At 70.9% G+C, this 18,634-nt stretch carries 18 protein-coding genes; 10 read left to right on the top strand and 8 right to left on the bottom strand.

Annotated features, from left to right (window positions below):
* Positions 1 to 30: 30 nt before the first annotated feature.
* Complete coding sequence (locus EDF28_RS14840) at positions 31 to 549, top strand: 8-oxo-dGTP diphosphatase (protein ID WP_159573127.1); 519 nt, start codon at positions 31 to 33, stop codon at positions 547 to 549.
* A 30-nt stretch (positions 550 to 579) separates the two neighbouring features.
* Here EDF28_RS14840 and EDF28_RS14835 read toward each other — a convergent pair whose 3' ends face one another.
* From EDF28_RS14835 to EDF28_RS14825, 3 genes are all read right to left on the bottom strand, one after another.
* Positions 580 to 867, bottom strand: coding sequence for a hypothetical protein (locus tag EDF28_RS14835; protein ID WP_111084562.1), 288 nt, complete (start codon positions 865 to 867; stop codon positions 580 to 582).
* 230 nt (positions 868 to 1,097) lie between these two features.
* Complete coding sequence (locus tag EDF28_RS14830; protein WP_123938825.1) at positions 1,098 to 2,486, bottom strand: ABC transporter permease; 1,389 nt, start codon at positions 2,484 to 2,486, stop codon at positions 1,098 to 1,100.
* Between the two features lie 231 nt (positions 2,487 to 2,717).
* Positions 2,718 to 4,406 (bottom strand): sodium:proton antiporter, encoded by a 1,689-nt coding sequence (locus EDF28_RS14825; protein ID WP_123341057.1) that lies wholly within the window; start codon positions 4,404 to 4,406, stop codon positions 2,718 to 2,720.
* 117 nt (positions 4,407 to 4,523) lie between these two features.
* On the opposite strand from EDF28_RS14825, the gene EDF28_RS14820 reads away from it, so the two are divergent.
* The 3 genes from EDF28_RS14820 (at position 4,524) to EDF28_RS14810 (ending at position 7,937) form a co-directional block, all read left to right on the top strand.
* A complete protein-coding gene (locus EDF28_RS14820; protein WP_123938824.1) occupies positions 4,524 to 5,780 on the top strand; it encodes an inorganic phosphate transporter in 1,257 nt (418 codons plus the stop codon).
* Between the two features lie 55 nt (positions 5,781 to 5,835).
* Positions 5,836 to 6,132: a hypothetical protein gene (locus EDF28_RS14815; protein WP_123293936.1), complete on the top strand. Its 297-nt coding sequence runs from the start codon at positions 5,836 to 5,838 to the stop codon at positions 6,130 to 6,132.
* A gap of 314 nt (positions 6,133 to 6,446) precedes the next feature.
* A complete protein-coding gene (locus EDF28_RS14810; protein ID WP_111084566.1) occupies positions 6,447 to 7,937 on the top strand; it encodes an aspartate ammonia-lyase in 1,491 nt (496 codons plus the stop codon).
* A 36-nt stretch (positions 7,938 to 7,973) separates the two neighbouring features.
* Here EDF28_RS14810 and EDF28_RS14805 read toward each other — a convergent pair whose 3' ends face one another.
* Positions 7,974 to 9,059, bottom strand: a complete 1,086-nt coding sequence (locus tag EDF28_RS14805) for a YihY/virulence factor BrkB family protein (protein WP_123293934.1) — start codon at positions 9,057 to 9,059, stop codon at positions 7,974 to 7,976.
* 237 nt (positions 9,060 to 9,296) lie between these two features.
* Positions 9,297 to 10,616 (bottom strand): MFS transporter, encoded by a 1,320-nt coding sequence (locus EDF28_RS14800; RefSeq protein ID WP_123293933.1) that lies wholly within the window; start codon positions 10,614 to 10,616, stop codon positions 9,297 to 9,299.
* A 69-nt stretch (positions 10,617 to 10,685) separates the two neighbouring features.
* Between EDF28_RS14800 and EDF28_RS14795 the strand changes: the two genes are divergently transcribed.
* The 3 genes from EDF28_RS14795 to EDF28_RS14785 all read left to right on the top strand — a co-directional run bounded on the left by EDF28_RS14795 (position 10,686) and on the right by EDF28_RS14785 (position 14,210).
* On the top strand, positions 10,686 to 11,057 hold the full coding sequence (locus EDF28_RS14795; protein ID WP_123293932.1) for an FKBP-type peptidyl-prolyl cis-trans isomerase: 372 nt from the start codon (positions 10,686 to 10,688) through the stop codon (positions 11,055 to 11,057).
* A complete protein-coding gene (locus EDF28_RS14790; protein ID WP_123938823.1) occupies positions 11,057 to 11,893 on the top strand; it encodes an aldo/keto reductase in 837 nt (278 codons plus the stop codon). Before EDF28_RS14795 ends, EDF28_RS14790 begins: the two co-directional genes overlap by 1 nt.
* Positions 11,894 to 11,966: 73 nt before the next feature.
* Positions 11,967 to 14,210 carry an AAA family ATPase gene (locus tag EDF28_RS14785; protein WP_243649878.1) on the top strand — a complete coding sequence of 748 codons (2,244 nt, stop codon included), beginning with the start codon at positions 11,967 to 11,969 and terminating at the stop codon, positions 14,208 to 14,210.
* 154 nt (positions 14,211 to 14,364) lie between these two features.
* Here EDF28_RS14785 and EDF28_RS14780 read toward each other — a convergent pair whose 3' ends face one another.
* From EDF28_RS14780 to EDF28_RS14770, 3 genes are read right to left on the bottom strand one after another with little or no spacing between them, the layout of a single operon-like run.
* Positions 14,365 to 14,640 carry a protealysin inhibitor emfourin gene (locus EDF28_RS14780; protein WP_123938821.1) on the bottom strand — a complete coding sequence of 92 codons (276 nt, stop codon included), beginning with the start codon at positions 14,638 to 14,640 and terminating at the stop codon, positions 14,365 to 14,367.
* Between the two features lie 38 nt (positions 14,641 to 14,678).
* Positions 14,679 to 15,728, bottom strand: a complete 1,050-nt coding sequence (locus tag EDF28_RS14775; protein WP_123938820.1) for a M4 family metallopeptidase — start codon at positions 15,726 to 15,728, stop codon at positions 14,679 to 14,681.
* Positions 15,729 to 15,769: 41 nt separating this feature from the next.
* Positions 15,770 to 16,825: a glycoside hydrolase family 6 protein gene (locus EDF28_RS14770; RefSeq protein ID WP_185094256.1), complete on the bottom strand. Its 1,056-nt coding sequence runs from the start codon at positions 16,823 to 16,825 to the stop codon at positions 15,770 to 15,772.
* 143 nt (positions 16,826 to 16,968) lie between these two features.
* Between EDF28_RS14770 and EDF28_RS14765 the strand changes: the two genes are divergently transcribed.
* The 3 genes from EDF28_RS14765 to EDF28_RS14755 all read left to right on the top strand — a co-directional run bounded on the left by EDF28_RS14765 (position 16,969) and on the right by EDF28_RS14755 (position 18,542).
* Positions 16,969 to 17,415 (top strand): VanZ family protein, encoded by a 447-nt coding sequence (locus tag EDF28_RS14765; protein WP_123293926.1) that lies wholly within the window; start codon positions 16,969 to 16,971, stop codon positions 17,413 to 17,415.
* 102 nt (positions 17,416 to 17,517) lie between these two features.
* Complete coding sequence (gene rpsO / locus EDF28_RS14760) at positions 17,518 to 17,787, top strand: 30S ribosomal protein S15 (RefSeq protein ID WP_070416523.1); 270 nt, start codon at positions 17,518 to 17,520, stop codon at positions 17,785 to 17,787.
* 137 nt (positions 17,788 to 17,924) lie between these two features.
* The gene (locus EDF28_RS14755; protein WP_123938818.1) at positions 17,925 to 18,542 is read left to right on the top strand and encodes a CE1759 family FMN reductase; all 618 of its coding nucleotides are present in this window, start codon (positions 17,925 to 17,927) and stop codon (positions 18,540 to 18,542) included.
* The last annotated feature ends 92 nt before the right edge of the window (positions 18,543 to 18,634 follow it).

Genomic DNA, 18,634 nt, shown 5'->3' with positions numbered 1-18,634 from the left:
GTACGACACATCTTCGGCCAGACTGGACGGGTGACCCCGCGCGACGAGAGCAAGTCCCAACACCCCCGAGTGGTCGTCGTCTACCTGCTGCGCGACGGCGCGAGCGGGCCCGAGGTCCTGCTCGGGGAGAAGCGCCGCGGCCTCGGCACCGGCCGGCTGGTCGGCCCGGGCGGCAAGCGGGAGCCCGGTGAGACGGCGGTCGAGACCGCCGTGCGCGAGGTGCGCGAAGAGGTCGGCCTGCGTCTCGAGACGGTCGACCTGGAGGCCCGTGGCACGTTGGACTACCGGTTCCCGTACCGGCCGTCCTGGTCCCAGGTCTCGGACGTCTTCGTGTGCCGCCGCTGGCAGGGCAGCCCGTCGGGCTCCGACGAGCTCGAGCCGCGGTGGATCCCGGTCGCCGACGTCCCCTACGAGGCGATGTGGGACGACGCGAAGTACTGGCTACCGGCGGTGCTCCGTGGGGGTGCGGTGCGTGCACGCTTCACGTTCGCCGACGACGACGCGACGGTCGCGGGCTTCACCGGGACGGGTGTCGAGACGCCCGCGTAGAGCGGATCAGCGGGTCTGCGGATCAGCGGATCAGCGGGTCTGCTGGGTGCGGGTGCTGCCGGTGCGTGCTTCCTCGGCGGCGGCGATGACCTCGGCGTCCCCGCTGCGACCACCGAGGGGCCGGACGAAGAAGTCGATGATCCCGAACACGATCGCGCCGACCATGGCGAACATCGCCCAGCCGACGAAGAGCCCGGCGGTGTTCCGGCCGTCGGCGGGAGCGAGCACGATGCTCGCGACGTAGAAGCCGACCGTCAGCACGAGGAGCACGACGACGACGGTGACGAGGACGCGGTGCCAGGTGATGCGGGGGTTCATGCCTCCCAGGATACGCGCCGCCGACGCCTCACCGGTCCGCGTGCCGGCACGGACGATGCACGTGCATCATGCGACAGAGTGCGCGTTGTTCGACTGGTGCATCGTCGGAACATGCGCACGCAGTCGATGCATGTGCATCATGCGACAGAGTGCGCGTCGATCGACTGGTGCATCGTCGGAACATGCGCACGCAGTCGGTCTGCGCGAGCGGTGCGATCCTCAGGAACGAGCTACCGGTCCGCGTGCCGGCCGTGCGGCGGCTCGTCCCCGACGTCGACTCGGGCCGACGTGTCGGACCGAGCCGGCGCCCTGGAGCCCCCGGTGCGTGGGACGGGACGGGTGCGCGGTCCGGTCCCCGCGCCTCCCGTGCGGTCCCCGGTCCGCTGCACGGGGATGCGGCCGGTGGGGGTGGTCTCGGTCTCGAGGCCGTCACGGCCGCCCGTGAAGACGTCGCCGCCGACGCGGGCGTCCTCCCAGTCGTCGTCGCTCAGGACGCTCAGGGTGCCCGTCTCGGTGGACTCGAGGCCGTGGCGCTCGAGCTCGGCGTCGCGTTCCTTGCCGAGGAACTCACGGTTCGCGGTGTTGGCGTCCTGGAACATCGTCGTCCGGCCGGTGACGATGGCGCGGATGCGTCGCCGCTCCCACCACTTCTTGCCGAAGTACATGAGCACGAGGCCGACCGCGGCGTAGCAGCCCATCGTGATCAGACCGCGGGCCGGGCCGGGGCCGACGCCGTAGATCTGGTGCTTGATCATGTCGACCATGCTCGACCCGACCACGACGTTGTTGAGCCAGGCGAACGGCTCCGGCATGAACCACTTCGGGTACGCCCCGCCGGACGACGGCATCGACAGGAACACGAAGCAGATCATGGCGGGGGCCGCGATGAACCGGCCGACGAAGTAGCTCAGCCCGTTGACGGCGAGACCGATCGCGACGATCCACCCCCACGCGATGAGCACGAGCTGGATCCAGTGGCCGTGGATGGCCCCGACGACCGGACCGGCGAGCGTGTTCGTGATGAGGGAGATGACGAGGCCGCCGACGACGATGACGGTCATCCGGGTGCGGTGCCGGAGCGGGCCGCCCATGATCCCGATGAACATCGCGACCATGTAGCCGCCGATGCACCAGGCGAGCATGACGTACATCGGGACGGTGCCGTACTCGTCCCACGCGGGCAGGGGAGCGAGCTCGGTGATCTTCGGGGTCGCGACCCCGATCCCGGTCAGGACCGCGCTCAGCGTCGCCGGTACGAGGCTCGCGACCTGGAACTGGTGGGCGCTCGCCTTGAAGAACTCGTTCGTCGCGGGGTCGTAGGCGACCGCCATCGAGCCGGCGATGACGTCACGCTTCGCTGCGGCCAGGGAGTCGTAGGTGTGGAACACGAACTCGCCCGGCAAGGCCTTCTGCACCGCAGCGACGAGTGTCGGGTCACTGCCGACCAGGGCGATCGGGACGTCGTGCGGGTGCGGTGCGTGGAACGCGAAGACGTAGCAGAGGCAGAAGCCGACGATGAAGAACAGCGGCATCCAGAGCTGCAGGCCGATGAGCTGGAGCGAGGGGTGCAACGTCGAGTACCAGCGGCGGTACGCACCGTGCTGCTGCGGTGCCGGCACGGGTGCCTGTCGGCGCGGAGCCGGTCGGGTGGAACCGGCGACCTTCGCGCCGCGACGGGGCTTGGTCCCGCGGGCTGAGGGCCGGGTGCTGCGTGGCTTCGGCGCCGACGTCGGCCGGGACCCTCCGGGACGTTCCGGGGTGTCGTCGTTCCTGTTGACGTCGTTCCGCGGCGTGCTCACTCGGCGCTGTGCTCCTGTTCTCGGACGGAGCGCCAGGATACGCCGAGGCCCTCAGGAGCGGCTGCGTGACGCCTGCGCCGAGTCCATCGCGAGTTCTTCGGCGTCGAGGGTCACGAGCACGCGGCGCATGACCTCTTCGTCGAGGTTGCCCTTCTCGCGCTCCTCGAGCACGATCTCGCGTCGTCGGTCGAGCAGCTCGCGCCGGATGTCCTGGATCTGCGAGCCACGCAGGCGCATCGGGGCGTTGCGCTCCTCGACCTCTTCTTCCTCGGCGTCCTGCCGGAACGTCTCGACCTGCCGCTCGAGCCGTGCCTTCAGCCGGTTCACCACCGAGTCGACGGCGACGTCGCCGTACTGCTTCGACCAGTCCGGACGTCGCTTCTCGAGTAGCTCGATGGCGGCCTCGGTCGTGCGCTGGTTCAGCCGCATCTCGCTCCGGACGTCCTCTTCGCCCTCGGCCGGGTCCTGCACCTTGAGTGCACGGATGACGAAGGGCAGGGTCAGGCCCTGCAGCAGCAGGGTGCCGACGGTGACGAAGAACGCGATGATGAAGATCGTGTCCTGCGCGGGGATCTGCGTCGGGCTCGCGACCACGGACACCGCGGCGGCGAGGGTCACCACGCCGCGCATGCCGGTCCACGAGATGACGGTGAGCTCGCGCCAGTTGAGCTTCGGCTCGGCCGTCCCGCGCATCCAACGCAGTGACGGGTGGCCGCGGGAGAGCTTGATGCGCAGCGGACGGAGCCATCGCCCGTTGAAGCGGTTGCGCACGTACGACTCGAAGATGAAGAGGGGCCGCACCAGGATCACGACGCCGAGCACCACGGCCGCGGCGGTGAGCGTCTGGCCGAGACTCCGTTCGCTCTCGACCAGATCCTGCACCACGGTGTTGAGCTGCAGGCCGATCAGGGCGAAGACGAAGCCCTCGAGGATGACGTCGATGCTGGTCCAGAGCGGGCGCTCCTGCAGGCGGGTGGCGTAGCCCTCCTTCGGCGAGTTGTAGCCGATGTACAGGCCGGCCGTGACGACCGCGATGACGCCGGAGCCGGAGAGGTCCTCGGCCAGGATGTACGCGACGAAGGGCAGCAGGATGCTCATGATCGTCTCGACCACGGGGTCGTTGAGCCGCATCCGGATCCAGTGCACGACGACGCCGAGCACGATGCCGACGGCCAGGCCGACGCCGATCGCCAGGCCGAAGATGCCGAGGTCCTGCCAGATGGTGAGCGACGTCCCCGCGATGATCAGGGTGAACACGCGCACCAGGGTCAGGGACGCGGCGTCGTTGATCAGGCTCTCGCCGGACAGCACCGTCATCACCCGGCGGGGGAGCCCGAGCTTGCGACCGATCGCGGCGGCGGACACGGCGTCCGGCGGGGCGACGATCGCACCGAGCAGGATCGCCGCGGGCAGGGTCATGTCCGGGATCAGGAAGTACGCCACCGCGCCGACCACGAGTGCCGTCACGATGACCAGGAAGATGCCGAGACGCCGGATCTGCTTGATCGACGTCCGGAAGCTCTGCCACGACACGTCGAGCGCCGCCGAGTAGAGCAGCGGCGGCAGGATCACCGTCAGGATCACCTCGGAGTCGATCTCCATCGCGGGGAGTCCCGGCAGGAACGACGCTGCGAGCGCGACCGCCGTCACGAGCAGGGGAGCGGGGAGTCCCTTCGCCCGTGCGAACCCGGTCACCGCGAGCGATCCGACCAACAGGATGAGGAGCTCGACGGTGTCCATGGGATTCATTCTCGCATCGGCATGGTTCCGAATCTGAACGAGTCTGAAGCTCCGGTGAACAGCAGGTTGCCGATCAGGTTTGCTCCGGAGGCCGTCGATGGGGAACACTGGCCCGCGGTGGACATCACACTCATAGTCGTCCTGGTCATCGCGTTGGCCCTCTTCTTCGACTTCACAAACGGTTTTCACGACACCGCCAACGCGATGGCGACTCCGATCGCGACCGGGGCCATGAAGCCCAAGGTCGCGGTCACGGTCGCCGCGGTGCTCAACCTCGTCGGTGCGTTCCTCAGCACCGCGGTGGCGACCTCGATCTCGCACGGCCTCATCAACGAGGGCCCGGGCGGCGTCGCGATCTCACCGGAGATGATCTTCGCGGGGCTCATCGGAGCGGTCGTGTGGAACATGATCACGTGGCTCCGCGGGCTGCCCTCGTCGTCGTCGCACGCGCTGTTCGGCGGACTGATCGGAGCTGCGATCGTCGGCGCCGGGTTCCAGTCCGTCAACTACGTCGCGCTGCTGACGGTCGTCATCATCCCGGCCTTCGCGTCCCCGGTGATCGCGTCGCTCGTGTCGTTCCTGTCGACACGCATCGCGTACCGGATCACGAAGCGCCCGGTGTTCCCGAACGAGCGCGGTGGCTTCCGTGTCGGGCAGATCTTCACCTCGTCGATGGTGTCGCTCGCGCACGGCACGAACGACGCCCAGAAGACGATGGGTGTCATCACGCTGACGCTGATCGCCTCGGGGGCGCAGTCGTCGAACCAGGGCGTGCAGTTCTGGGTCGTCGTCGCCTGTGCCCTGGCGATCGCGCTCGGCACCTACACGGGCGGGTGGCGCATCATCCGCACGCTCGGGTCCGGCATCACCGAGATCCGGGCCACCCAGGGCTTCGCCGCCGAGGCCTCGACCGCCGCGACGATCCTGGCGTCCAGCCACCTCGGCTTCGCGCTCTCGACCACGCAGGTGTCCTCCGGCTCGATCATCGGCGCCGGGCTCGGCCGCCGCGGCTCGAAGATCCAGTGGTCCACCGCCGGCAAGATCGTCATCGCCTGGTTCATCACGCTGCCCGCCGCCGCAGCCGTGGGCGCGGTGGCCTCGGGCATCGCACGTCTGGGCGTCATGGGGCTCGTCATCGATGCCATCGTGGGCGCCGCCGTGATCCTCGGCCTGTACCTGTGGTCGCTCCGGAAGCCGCACGAGGGTGCCTCGGCCATCGAGGTCGACGTCGCCGCGAACGCCGTGTACACCCGCAAGGAACTGCGCGACCTGCAGCGCAAGAAGCGCGCGGACGCCGTTGCCGACCGCCGCGCCGCACTGAGCCGCGAGCGCACGCTCCGCCGCATGGCCGCACGCAAGGGAGGCCGTCGCTGATGGGTATCGCGCTTGACGGACGCCGTTTCGCATTCCTCACGGTGGGAGATCGCTGATGGGTATCGACTGGTTCGCGTTCGTCACCGTGGCGCTGGTCGCCGTGGTCTCGTCGTGCTTCGTCGTCGCCGTGTACTCCGTCGGTCTCCGGTTCTGGAGCGCCGCGGACACCCGAGCGGGCAAGTTCACCGTGAAGGACGACGGCACGATCGGTCCGGCGACCGCCGGGTTCCCGAACCCCGCCGGAGCGACGACCGCGGTGCGTGCCTTCCGTGCGCTCGCGATCCTCTGCTACGCGGTCTGCGGCGCCGTCGTGCTCTACGGCATCTACCTCATCGTCCCCCAGTTCCACTGACGCGGGGCGCGCGCGACGCGCGTTTCGTGAGCAGAAATGGTCGAGTGCGTTCCGGCGACCCGACCATTCCTGCTCACCATCCACGGGCACGCGATCGCTCGCGTCCACCGGACGGGAGGCCCGTGGCGGCCTGGCACCGTGCCTCCCGTCCGGCTGGGTGTGGGCGGCGCTGACGCGACGCGCGCTTCGTGAGCAGAAATGGTCGGGTGCGTTCCGGCGACCCGACCATTCCTGCTCACCATGTGCGCGCCCCCGCCCGGCACACCCCGAGCTCGCTCCCGGACCGGCCGGACGGACTGGGCTAGCCTCGACGTGTGACCGGCAACGAAGCAGCACAGGCCCCCACCGGGGCGCAGACCCGTACCGAGAGCGACTCGCTGGGGTCGCGCGAGGTCCCGATCGACGCCTACTGGGGCATCAACACCCTGCGGGCCCTGGAGAACTTCCCGATCACGTCGGTGCCAATCTCGGTGTACCCGGACCTCATCGAGGCGCTCGCCACCGTCAAGCAGGCGGCAGCGCGGGCGAACCGGGCGATCGGGGTCCTCGACGACGAGCGTGCCGACGCCATCGACCGTGCTGCGCAGGAGGTGCGGGACGGCGCCCTGCGTGAGCAGTTCGTCGTCGACATCGTGCAGGGCGGTGCCGGCACGAGCACGAACATGAACACGAACGAGGTCCTGGCGAACCGGGCACTCGAGCTCCTCGGTCGCGAGCGGGGCGACTACGGGTACCTGCACCCGATCGACCACGTGAACCGCAGCCAGTCGACGAACGACACGTACCCGACGAGCATCAAGATCGCGATGATCTTCTCCGCCCGGCGGCTCATCGAGCAGCTCGAGCAGCTCTCCGCGGCGTTCGCCGAGCGCGGGAACGCCTTCGCCGACGTGCTCAAGGTCGGCCGGACGCAGCTGCAGGACGCCGTGCCGATGACTCTCGGGCAGGAGTTCACCGGCTTCTCGCACACGATCCAGGAGGACGCCGACCTGCTCCGCAAGGTCCTGCCGCTGCTGGCCGAGATGAACCTCGGTGCGACGGCGATCGGCACCGGGATCACCGCGGACCCGCTCTACCGCGACGAGGTCCGCCGGCAGCTGCAGGACGCCAGCGGCATCGACGTCGTGACGGCACCGGACCTGATCGAGGCGACGAGTGACGCCGGCGCCTTCATGACGCTGTCCGGCACGGTGAAGCGCAGTGCCGCGAAGCTCTCGAAGATCTGCAACGACCTGCGGCTGCTCGCGTCGGGGCCGCAGGCGGGACTCGGCGAGATCACCCTGCCGGCGCGCCAGGCAGGCTCGTCGATCATGCCGGGCAAGGTGAACCCTGTGATCCCCGAGGTCGTGAACCAGATCGCGTTCGCCGTGGTCGGCGCCGACACCACCGTGACGATGGCGGCCGAGGGCGGTCAGCTCCAGCTCAACGCGTTCGAGCCGATCATCGCGCACTCGATCCTGCAGTCGCTGCAGTGGATGTCACGGGGCTGTGCGACGTTGCGCGAGCACTGCGTGACGGGCATCGAGGCGAACGAGGCGAAGCTCGCTGCGCAGGTCGACACGAACGTCGGGGTGGTCACGGCCCTGACCCCGTACATCGGCTACGCGGCTGCGGCGTCGATCGCGCACACCGCACTGACCACGTCGACGCCGATCTCGACGCTCGTCGTGGCCGCCGGCCTGATGGACGAGGACCAGGTGCAGCGCGTGCTGAGCCCGGCGCGGCTGTCCGGTATCGAGCTCGCGACCGGTGCGATCCCGGTGGTCACCGAGGAGATGCTGGACCAAGCGGCACGCGAGCGCTGACGCCCACGCGCAACCAGCGCAACCCGCGCGACCACCTCAGGGCATCGGCGCCTCGCCGACGCGCACCTGCTGGGCCACGTCGCGCAGGTGTTCCTGCTCCGGGGTCGGCTCGGCGTCCTCGTCGGCGGCGACCTGGGCCGCGGTGGTCCGGACGTTCCGCGCCGCAGCGATGTCGGCGTCCCGCCAGCGGGCAAGCGTGAAGTTGCGCGTGACGTCGCGCAGCGGCAACCGGATCGACTCGTCGGCCTCGATGCCGGCCAGGAGCTGCCGCATCCGGATCACCTCGGAGTCGAGCTCACCGCCGACCACGAGCACGAAGTTCGAGATGTACAGGTAGACGAGCAGCAGGATCCCGCCGCCGAGCCACCCGTACGCACGGTTCCCGCCGCCGATCGTCTCGACGTAGACGGCGAAGCCGAGGGTCGCGAGCGCCCAGGTGACGATGGCGAACGCGGCACCGGCGGACACCCACCGCAGCTGCGGCGTCTTCACGTTCGGGGTCGCGTAGTACAGGACCGCGACCATCACGACGAGGTCGGCAGCGAGCACGGGCCACTTCACGACGTTCCACACGTCGTCGATCCACGGCGCCCACCCGAACGACGCGACGATCGCCGCCGAGATCGTCGGGGTGCCGAGCAGGATCACGATCGCGATCGCCCCGCCCGCCATCACGAGCAGGGTCACGAGGAGCATCATGCTGCGGAACTTCCAGATCCGCCGCCCCTCCTCGACCTCGTACGAGGTGTTCATCGCCCGCCCGAACGCCGTCGCGTACCCGGACAGCGACCACAGTGTCAGCACGACGCCGGTCGCGAACCCGAGCCACGGGTTGTCGAGGGTCAGCAGCTGGCGCAGCGGGGTCTCGAGGTGCTGCGCCGTCTCCGGGCGCAGGATGAACCCGAGCACACCGATGATGTCGGCCAGGCTGTCGCCCTTGCGGTCGACGATCGACAGTGCGGAGACCACGGTCAGCGCGGTGGGGAACACGGTCAGCAGCGCGAAGAACGTCAGCGACGCTGCCGCGTCGACGACGCGGTGCCGGATGACCGAGTGGTAGGTGCGCCGGACGACGGCGCGGACTCCCGTCCGCTGGAGATCGCGCGATGCGCTGTCCGGCATGCGTTGTACGGTACCCGACACGTGACGTCACGCCGTGCCGTGGTCGCGCCGCGGGGCGGACGGGAGGCCCGTGGCGGGCCCGCCCCGCGCCTCCCGTCCGCCCGTGGTCGCGTCGACCCCGTCAGAGCGACACGATCCCGCCACGGTCTGCCGTCCGTCTCGCGAAAGCGACAGACGCCCGCGGAAGGTTCGCGCAGATCTGTCGCTTTCGCGGGAGGGCCTGCGGCCGCTCGCCGGTCAGTTGGCGTGGGGGTGCAGGGCGTCGTAGCGGCGGAAGGAGGGGACGAGGCGGAGGAGCAGCGCGACGAGCGCCACGATGAGCACGCCGCCGATGATCGGCGGGTACGCGATGCCGGCCGCGACGACCAGGCCCGCGTAGAGGTCACCGAGCCGCGGTCCACCGGTGACCACGACGATGAAGATGCCCTGCAGCCGCCCGCGCATGCCGTCCGGCGACGCCGCCTGCAGGATCGTGTTCCGGAACACCGAGCTGACGTTGTCGGCGCCTCCGGCCGCGGCGAGGAACAGCGCTGCGAGGCCGAGCGCCGGCAGGATCCCGACCGAGAACGACTCGCCCGAGCGTCCTCCGAGCACGTGCGCGAGCGCGATGACGACGCCGAACGCCGCGATCGCTGCGCCGTACGCGGTGATGGCCCAGCCGACCGCCTCGCCCTGGCGGCGCACGTGCCCGAGCGGCCCGGAGAAGACGCTCGACAGCAGCGCGCCGATCGCGTAGGCGGCCGTGAGGGTGCCCACGGTGATCGATCCGCCGCCGATCACGAGCGCCCCGATCGCGGGGAACAGGACGCGGGGCTGACCGAACGTCATCGCGACGATGTCGAGCACGAACGTCATGGTGATGTTGCGCGACCTCCGCAGGAACCGCGCGCCCTCCACCAGGGAGCTCAGGCCCGGGCGGAGAGCACCGTGGTCGGCCGCCATCCGCGGCAGCGTGAACACCCCGAGGAACGCGAAGGTGAACAGGACGACGTCGATCGTGTAGGTCGGCGCGAACCCGACGCTCGCGATCAGGACACCGGCGACGGCCGGTCCGACGGTGACCTGGAACCCGGAGGCGATCCCGCCCAGGGCGCTCGCCGCGGGCAGCAGGTCGGTACCGACGAGTCGCGGGACGATCGCCGAGCGCGAGGCGTTGCTGACGGTCGCTGCGACGGCGTTCACGGTCGCCAGGACGTAGAGCAGTGGGACGCTGTGCAGCCCGAGCCACGAGTGGGTGGCGATGAGGGCGACCGCGACCCAGGCGATGATCGACGACACGAGTGCGACCGTGCGGCGGTCGAAGGCGTCAGCGAGCATGCCGCCGTACAGGCCGGCGACCACCATCGGCAGCAGGGCGATGACCCCCACGAGCGCCACGGCGAAGGTGGAGTGCGTGATCTCGTACACCTCGAGCCCGACCGCCACCGTGGTCATCTGCGTGCCGATGCCGGCGATCGCGGTGCCCGCCCAGAGCCGGGCGAAGGCGGGGGATCGGCGGAGCGGGGTGAGGTCGGCGAGCAGGCGGCGGCGCGGCGGTGCGGGAGTGGGTCGTGTCACGGTGGAACCATTCTGCGGCCTGGGTGGCCGTTGCGTCTGCCGTTGCCGCGCTCTGGTTGACTGGATCGCATGACTGACCTCAACAGCAAGCCCGAGTTCGACGCGCCCGAGGGCCCGGCCCCCACCGACCTCGTCATCACCGACATCGTCGAGGGCTCCGGCGAGGAAGCGTCCGCCGGCTCGACCGTCAAGGTGCACTACGCCGGCGTCGAGTACGAGACCGGCGAGGAGTTCGACAGCTCGTGGAACCGCGGTGAGCCCATCGACTTCCCGCTCGCAGCGCTCGTGCGCGGCTGGCAGGAGGGCATCCCCGGCATGAAGGTCGGCGGTCGCCGCAAGCTCGTCGTCCCGCCGGAGCTCGCCTACGGTCCCGCCGGCGGTGGCCACTTCCTGTCCGGCAAGACCCTGATCTTCGTGATCGACCTGCTCGGGGTGCGCTGATGCAGGTCGGTGCCCCGACCATCGAGCTGAACGACGGCCACCGGTTCCCGGAGCTCGGCCTCGGCACCTACGGCCTGAACGGCGACGAGGGTGCGGCCGCGGTCGGCACCGCCATCGCGAGCGGCTACCGGCTGCTCGACACCGCACTGAACTACGGCAACGAGGACGCCGTCGGCCGTGCCGTCCGCGAGTCCGACGTCGCGCGTGAGGACCTCGTCGTCACGTCGAAGCTCCCCGGCCGCCACCACGGCTACGACGAGGCGCACCGCTCGATCGACGAGACCCTGGGCAACCTCGGGCTCGACCACGTCGACCTGTACCTGATCCACTGGCCGAACCCGTCGGTGGACAATTTCGTCGACACGTGGAAGGCGTTCGTCGACCTGCGCGACAGCGGCAAGGTCCGCTCGATCGGCGTCTCGAACTTCACCCCGGAGCACCTGCGCCGCATCATCGACGCGACCGGTGTCGCACCGGCCGTGAACCAGGTCGAGCTGCACCCGTACTTCCCGCAGGCAGAACTGCGGAAGGTGCACCAGGAGCTCGGCATCGTGACCGAGAGCTGGAGCCCGCTCGCCGTGCGGTCGGAGCTCCTCACCGAGCAGCCGATCACCGACGCCGCAGCGGCCCACGGCGTGACCCCCGGCCAGGTCGTCCTGCGGTGGCACGTCCAGCTCGGTGCCGTGCCGGTGCCGAAGTCGGCCGACGCCACCCGGCAGCGCGAGAACCTCGACGTGTTCGGCTTCGAGCTGACCGACGCCGAGGTGCAGGCCATCTCCGGCCTCGAGCGCGGCCGGCTGTGGGACGCAGACCCGGACACGCACGAAGAGATGTGACCGACGACCCTTCGGGAACTGCGGGCCTCTAGCGGGCAGTACACTGGATTCCCCTCTTCCCGAAGGGTTGCGTGTGTCCGAACCGACCGAGATCGACCGCGAGCGCGGCTACGTGGACGGCCTCTTCCGCCGTCTCGACGAGCTGACCGCCGAGGCCGAGCAGCGTCTCGCCGAGACCCGTCGTCAGGCGGTCGGCGGGAACCACCAGAGCCGCAGCGAACGCGACGCGTACGCCCGACTCTACGAAGACACCGTGGCGACGCTCGAGCGCGTGGGGGACCGTCTGGTCTTCGGCCGGCTCGAGGTCTCCGAGCCCGACAGCTCCGAGGACGCCTTCCGGTACATCGGCCGCGTGGGCCTGCGTGACGCCGACCACCGCCCACTCCTGCTCGACTGGCGTGTGCCCGGTGCCAGCGCGTTCTACCAGGCCACCGCGGCGCACCCGATGGGGATGCGCTCGCGTCGCCACCTGTCGCTCGAGGGCCGTCGGGTCGTCGGCGTCGAGGACGAGGTGTTCGACGCTTCGCTCTACGACGACGAGCGCACCCACCTGCAGGGCGAGGGGGCGCTGCTGGCCGCGGTGACCGCCGAGCGCACCGGCCGGATGACCGACATCGTCGCCACCATCCAGGGCGAGCAGGACCGCATCATCCGCTCCCCGCTCGAGGGCGTGCTGATCGTGCAGGGCGGCCCCGGCACCGGCAAGACCGCCGTGGCGCTGCACCGTGCGGCGTACCTGCTGTACTCGTACCGCGAGCGGCTGCGGGGCTCCGGCGTCCTGATGGTCGGCCCGTCGCCGGCGTTCCTGACGTACATCGAACAGGTCCTGCCGTCGCTCGGTGAGACCGGCGTCGTGATGGCCTCGCTCGGTTCGCTCTACCCGGGGGTGCACGCGACGACGCACGACGCCCGCGACGTCGCCGCCGTGAAGGGCTCCGCCCAGACGGCCGCACTCCTGCGCCGCGCCGTGCGGTCCCGCCAGGTGGTGCCGACCGAGTCGGTGACGCTCGACGTCGAGGGCGAGCGGCTCGTGGTGACGCCGCAGCTCGTGGCCGATGCGATGAAGCGCGCGCAGGACCGCGGCAAGCCCCACAACGCCGCGCGCGTGACGTTCAACAAGCTCGCGCTCGACGCGATGACCCGACTGCTCGCCGAACAGCTGCGCGAGCGCGGCACGACGGTGGACGAGGCCGACGAGAAGGTCCTGCGCGAGGACATCCGGAGCTCCTACGACGCCCGGGTGCTGCTCAACACCGCGTGGCTGCCGCTGCCCCCGGAGAAGTTCCTCGAGGACCTGTACGCGCGTCCGAACTGGCTCGCCTCGCTGACCCCGGACTGGACCCCGGAACGCCGTGCCCTGCTGCAGCGCGCACGCGGTGCTGCCTGGACGGTCGAGGACGTCCCCCTGCTCGACGAGGCCGCCGAACTGCTCGGCCCGTTCGACCCGACCGGCGGCGCCGCCAAGCGCGCGGCGAAGGCCAGCCGGAACCGAGACATCGAGAACGCGCGGCAGGCGATCGAGAACATGGGCGTCGAGGGCATCGTCACCGCCGAACAGGTCGCCGGCTCGTTCGCCGAGGGCGGCGACCCCCGCTCGACCGCGGAGCGTGCCGCCGACGACCGCGAGTGGACCTACGGGCACATCGTGGTCGACGAGGCGCAGGAGCTCTCGCCGATGCAGTGGCGCGTGCTCGCACGCCGCAACCCGCTGCGCTCCTTCACGATCGTCGGCGACATGGCGCAGGGCTCCTCGCCCGGGGCCGCGCGCACCTGGGACGACGTGCTCGGCGCGCTCGCCCGCCGACGCCGTGGGCGGGCACCGCTCGTGCCGCTCGACCACCGCATCGAGCAGCTCACCGTGAACTACCGCACCCCGCGGTCGATCGTCGAGGCCGCCGGCGTCTTCGCCGACGGTGCCGGCCTGACCGTCACCCGCAACGAGGCCGTGCGCGACGGCGACCCCGTCGAGCGCGTCCGCGTCGCCCGCGCCGACCTGCTCGACACGGTCGTGTCGGTCGCCGACGCCGAACGGTCGCGGATCGGTGCCGGCACCATCGGCGTGATCGTCCCGGAGTCCGAGGTCGACGCCGTCCGGCAGCGGCTCACGCGCACCGAGGCCGACGTGCGCGGGCTCGCCTCGCCGCACGCCGGGTCGCTCACGGTGCTGACGGGCGCGGACGCCAAGGGCCTCGAGTTCGACGGCGTGCTGCTCGTCGACCCCGACCGGGTCGGTGCCGACGCCGCGCGCCCGGCGGCCGCGGTCTACGTCGCGATGACGCGTCCGACGCGGCGCCTGACGGTCATCGACGTCGACTGAGGGGACGCTCCGCGCATCGCGCGCGGCCACTTCGTGAGCAGAAATGGTCGAGTTCGCCGCGCGGAGGCGACCATTCCTGCTCACGATCCGCGGCGGTCCGGCCGGCGCGGGGCGGACGGGAGGCCCGTGGCGGCTCCGGCACGGGCCTGCCGTCTCAGGACTGGTCGCCTGCAGAGCGGACGCGCGCGACGAGGTCGGCCCACGCGCCGTCGAGACGGCGGCCCGGGATCGTCACGGTCGTGCGCTCGACGGTGATCGTCCACGTGAAGTCGTCGGGGACCGGCGGCCCGGCCGTCGCCGTCGCGGGGGTCCGGGGGAGCGCGTCGACGACCTCGGACCACGCCGCGGGGTCCGCGCTCGTGTCGGTGTCGACCCGCCAGTGCCGCGTGGTACCGGCGAAGCCCCCGGAACGACGGACCTCGATGCGCATGCTCCCGACCGTACGCCGGTGCGTGGCGCTCGATCGTCTCAGTCGAGGACGCCCACCGTGCGCCAGGCATCCTGCACCGCGGTGTGCTCCGCGGAACCGGCGCCGAACCGGGACCGAGCGGCGTCGATCGTCACGGCGGCGAACCCGGCGAAGTCGATCGAGGCGGTGACGGCGTCCGAGGTCAGGGCGTCCCACCACGCGGCACCGGCGCCCTGCCAGGCGTACCCGCCGATCGCGGTCGCCGTCAGGAAGAACGCGTGGTTCGGGATGCCGGAGTTCGTGTGCACCCCACCGGCGTCGTCGGTCGTCACGACGAAGTCGGCCATCGTCGCGGGCTGCGGGTCCTTGCCGAGCACCGGGTCGTCGTAGGCGGTACCCGGGGCCCGCATCGAGCGCAGGGCATCGCCGTGCACGGCATCGGTGAAGAGCCCCTGGCCGATGAGCCAGCTCGCCTGCTCGGCGGTCTGCCCGGCCGCGTACTGGGCGACGAGGGAGCCGAACACGTCGCTGATCGACTCGTTGAGCGCCCCGGACTGCCCCTGGTAGGTCAGGTCGGCGGTGTACTGCGTGACGGCGTGCGCCAGCTCGTGCCCGATGACGTCGAGCGCGATGGTGAAGCGCCGGAAGACCTCGTCGTCGCCGTCGCCGAACACCATCCGGCTGCCGTCCCAGTAGGCGTTGTCGTAGTCCTGCCCGAAGTGGACCGTGGCGTCGAGGGGGAGTCCGGCACCGTCGATCGACACTCGGCCGAAGACGTCGAGCCAGAAGGCGTGGGTCGCACCGAGGCCCGCGTACGCCTCGTCGACGGCCGCGTCGCCGGTGTCGGGGGCGCCCTCGCTCCGGACCACCGTGCCGGGCAGGGTCGTCGTGCCGCGGGCGTCGGCGATCGTGCGCTGGGGCGACCGGTCGACCGTGCCGCTGACACGGCGCGGGGCGACCAGGTGCTGGTGCTTCGGGCTCTGCACGAGCTCGAGCGACGCCAGTGCGGTGCGCGCGGCAGACGCCGCCCGGGGGAACTCGGCCGCCTGGGCCACGGCGTGGAGCAGGTAGGGCGGGACGACGGAGCGCCGGCTGTCGGTCGGGGTCATGCGCTCATGCAACCACCGGGCACCGACACCCCGGCACCGGCTCAGTCGCGCTTGCGGTTCTCGACCAGGCCGAGCGCGTAGGACTCCCACCACTGCCCGGCGGCCGGTCCACCGTTGCACGTGCCGTCGCTGAGCCCAGGGGTCTTGACCCAGAGCAGGGCGTCGAGCCGGCTCGATCCGCCGGTGACGTGCGGCGCCTGGCCGAGACCGGCGCCCTCGGGGTTGCACCACGTCCCGCGCCAGCCCTGACCGTTCCGGGAGACGTCGATGACGAAGTGCGGATCCCCACCGATCGCGTCGGCGAGTTCGTCGGCGTAGGCGCGTTCCTGGTCGACGCGGTAGAAGTTCGAGACGTTCGTGAAGAAGCCCTGCACCTCGTCCACACCCGCCTGCCGCAGCCAGTCGGCCATCGTCGCGGTCGGGACACGGTTCTCGTTGCCGCCGTCGAGGTACACCGTCAATCCGTGCCCGGTCAGGGCGTCCACGGCCTCGCGGAGCAGGGGGAGTCGGGAGTCGCGGAGGCGCTCGCAGTTCTGGATCTGCGCGATCGCGTCCGGCTCGACGAGCACGACGGCCTTCGAGCCAGCCATCGCGCGGACGGCGGACCGGACCCACGGCAGGTACGCGTCGTCGGTGGTGCCGCCCTTCGAGTAGCTGCCACAGTCGCGGTCCGGCACGGTGTACAGCACGAACACCGGGGTGGCCCGCTGCTGCTCGGCGTTCCGGACGACGGTGCGGATCGTCGCGCGCGTCTCGGACCGCGAGGTGTTCGTGAGCCAGGTCGCGATCGGCTGGTCGGCGATGCGGGCGATCTGCGCCGCGGTGTCGTCGTGCCCGGCGGCGCGGGCCTGGCGCTCGCGGATGCCCGGCTGGTTCACGTCCGACGGTTGGTGCGCGAGGCCGCCGGGGAACGCCTGCTCCACGGTCTTCCGCGTCACCACGTCCCGTCCGCTCGCCGTCGGGTCGGCGTCCGGCCCACTGCCGTGCGGCACGACGACCACGAGCGTCGTCACGACCGCCGCGACACCGACGACCGCGGCCGCGATCCACAGCCACTGACGTCGCGCGGACGCACGCTTCCCCTGGTGCTCCGGCATCCGGCGGTCCTCCCTGTTCGCACCCATGCTGACAGGTGCGGGGGAGTCCTGACCAGGACCCCGGGGTGTTCGTTCAGGTCGGCCGACGGCTTCTGCCAGGAGCGCTCCAGCGACCCCGCAGGACGGTGTTGCAGAATACCGGGATGTTCCGTCGACTCCTCCTCCTCGCCGTGACCGCGGCGTACGCCTGGGTGATCTGGCGGATGACGCTGACCCCGCAGGTCTTCACCTCGGCACAGAACTCGTTCGTGCTGCACGCGATCGCCTGGGTGCAGCAGCTGCCGCACGGCACCTGGTTCACGTACGAGCGCACCGAGTTCCTGGCCAACATCGCGATGTTCGTGCCGGTCGGCATGCTCGCCGCGCTCTGGCTGCCGCGGCGCTGGTGGATCCTCGGGGCCCTGGTCGCGGTCGCCCTGTCGACCGGCATCGAGTTCGCGCAGGCCACCTACCTGCCCTACCGCGTCGCCGACCCCCGCGACGTGCTGTCGAACGGCCTCGGTGGACTGCTCGGCGCGACGCTCGTCGGACTCGTCCGCAGTCTGCTGCCGGCGCCCCGTCGTCGTCGCCTGCGCGCCAGGACCGCCTAGGACTCTGGTAGTCTTGCGCGGTTGCCGTCGAACGGCCGCGGACAAAGAGCGCTCGTGCATCAGGCACGGGCACCGCGCAACGGACTGAAAGGGGATCTACGCATGGCACTTGACGCGAAGGTCAAGCAGGAGATCATCGAAGAGTACGCGACCCACCCGGGCGACACCGGTTCCCCCGAGGTCCAGGTCGCCGTTCTGACGCGTCGTATCAACGACCTGAACGAGCACCTCAAGGAGCACAAGCACGACCACCACTCGCGTCGTGGTCTGCTGCTCATGGTCGGTCAGCGTCGCCGTCTCCTCGGTTACCTCTCCGACGTCGACATCGCCCGCTACCGTGCGCTCATCGAGCGCCTCGGCCTGCGCCGCTAGTCGACGCCTCACGGCTTGACTGAACGCCCCGGTCCTCCTCGCAAGGACCGGGGCGTTCTCCGTTCCCGGGAATGGTTGCGCGCGGCGCACGGTTCGGTACGATGTTCATGCAAACGCATCGAAAGTCGGGAACCACCATGACCACCATCGCCGTCGTCTCCGCCGGACTCTCCGAGCCCAGCTCCACCCGCCTGCTCGCCGACCGCCTGGGCGAGGCCGCCGTCGCCGCGCTCGTCGCCGAGGGCACGCCCGCGCACGTCCTGCACGTCGAGCTCCGTCCGCTCGCGCACGAGATCACCGACGCGATGCTCACCGGCTTCGCGGCGCCCGCGCTGTCCGCCGCCATGGCTGCAGTGGTCGAGGCCGACGCCGTCGTGTTCGTCACGCCGATCTTCACGGCCGGCGTCAGCGGCCTCGCGAAGTCGTTCCTCGACGTCCTCGACAAGGACGCGCTCGCCGACCTGCCCGTCCTGCTCGGCGCCACGGGCGGGACCTCGCGGCACTCGCTCGCCATCGACCACGCCCTGCGTCCGGTCTTCGCGTACCTCCGTGCAGCGGTGGTGCCGACCGGCGTGTTCGCCGCGACCGACGACTGGGGGAGCGACGGCGACGCCGCGGCCCTGGACGGACGCATCCGCCGGGCCGGAGCGGACCTGGCCTGGGCGATCCGGGCCTCCCGGCGGGCCCCGCAGGAAGCCGACGCGCTCCCCGCGACCGCGGACTTCGCGAGCCTGCTCGGTGGCCTCGGGCACTGACCCGGACCGCTGACCCCGCGGCCCGCTCTTAGGCGGACCACAGGGTTCGTGGGGTCGGAGTGCGGCCGGCTGGCGGCTCGCTCATCGGTGCG

Source organism: Curtobacterium sp. PhB137 (assembly GCF_003814955.1).
Taxonomy (GTDB): domain Bacteria; phylum Actinomycetota; class Actinomycetes; order Actinomycetales; family Microbacteriaceae; genus Curtobacterium.
This window is presented reverse-complemented; position numbering and strand designations above follow the sequence as displayed.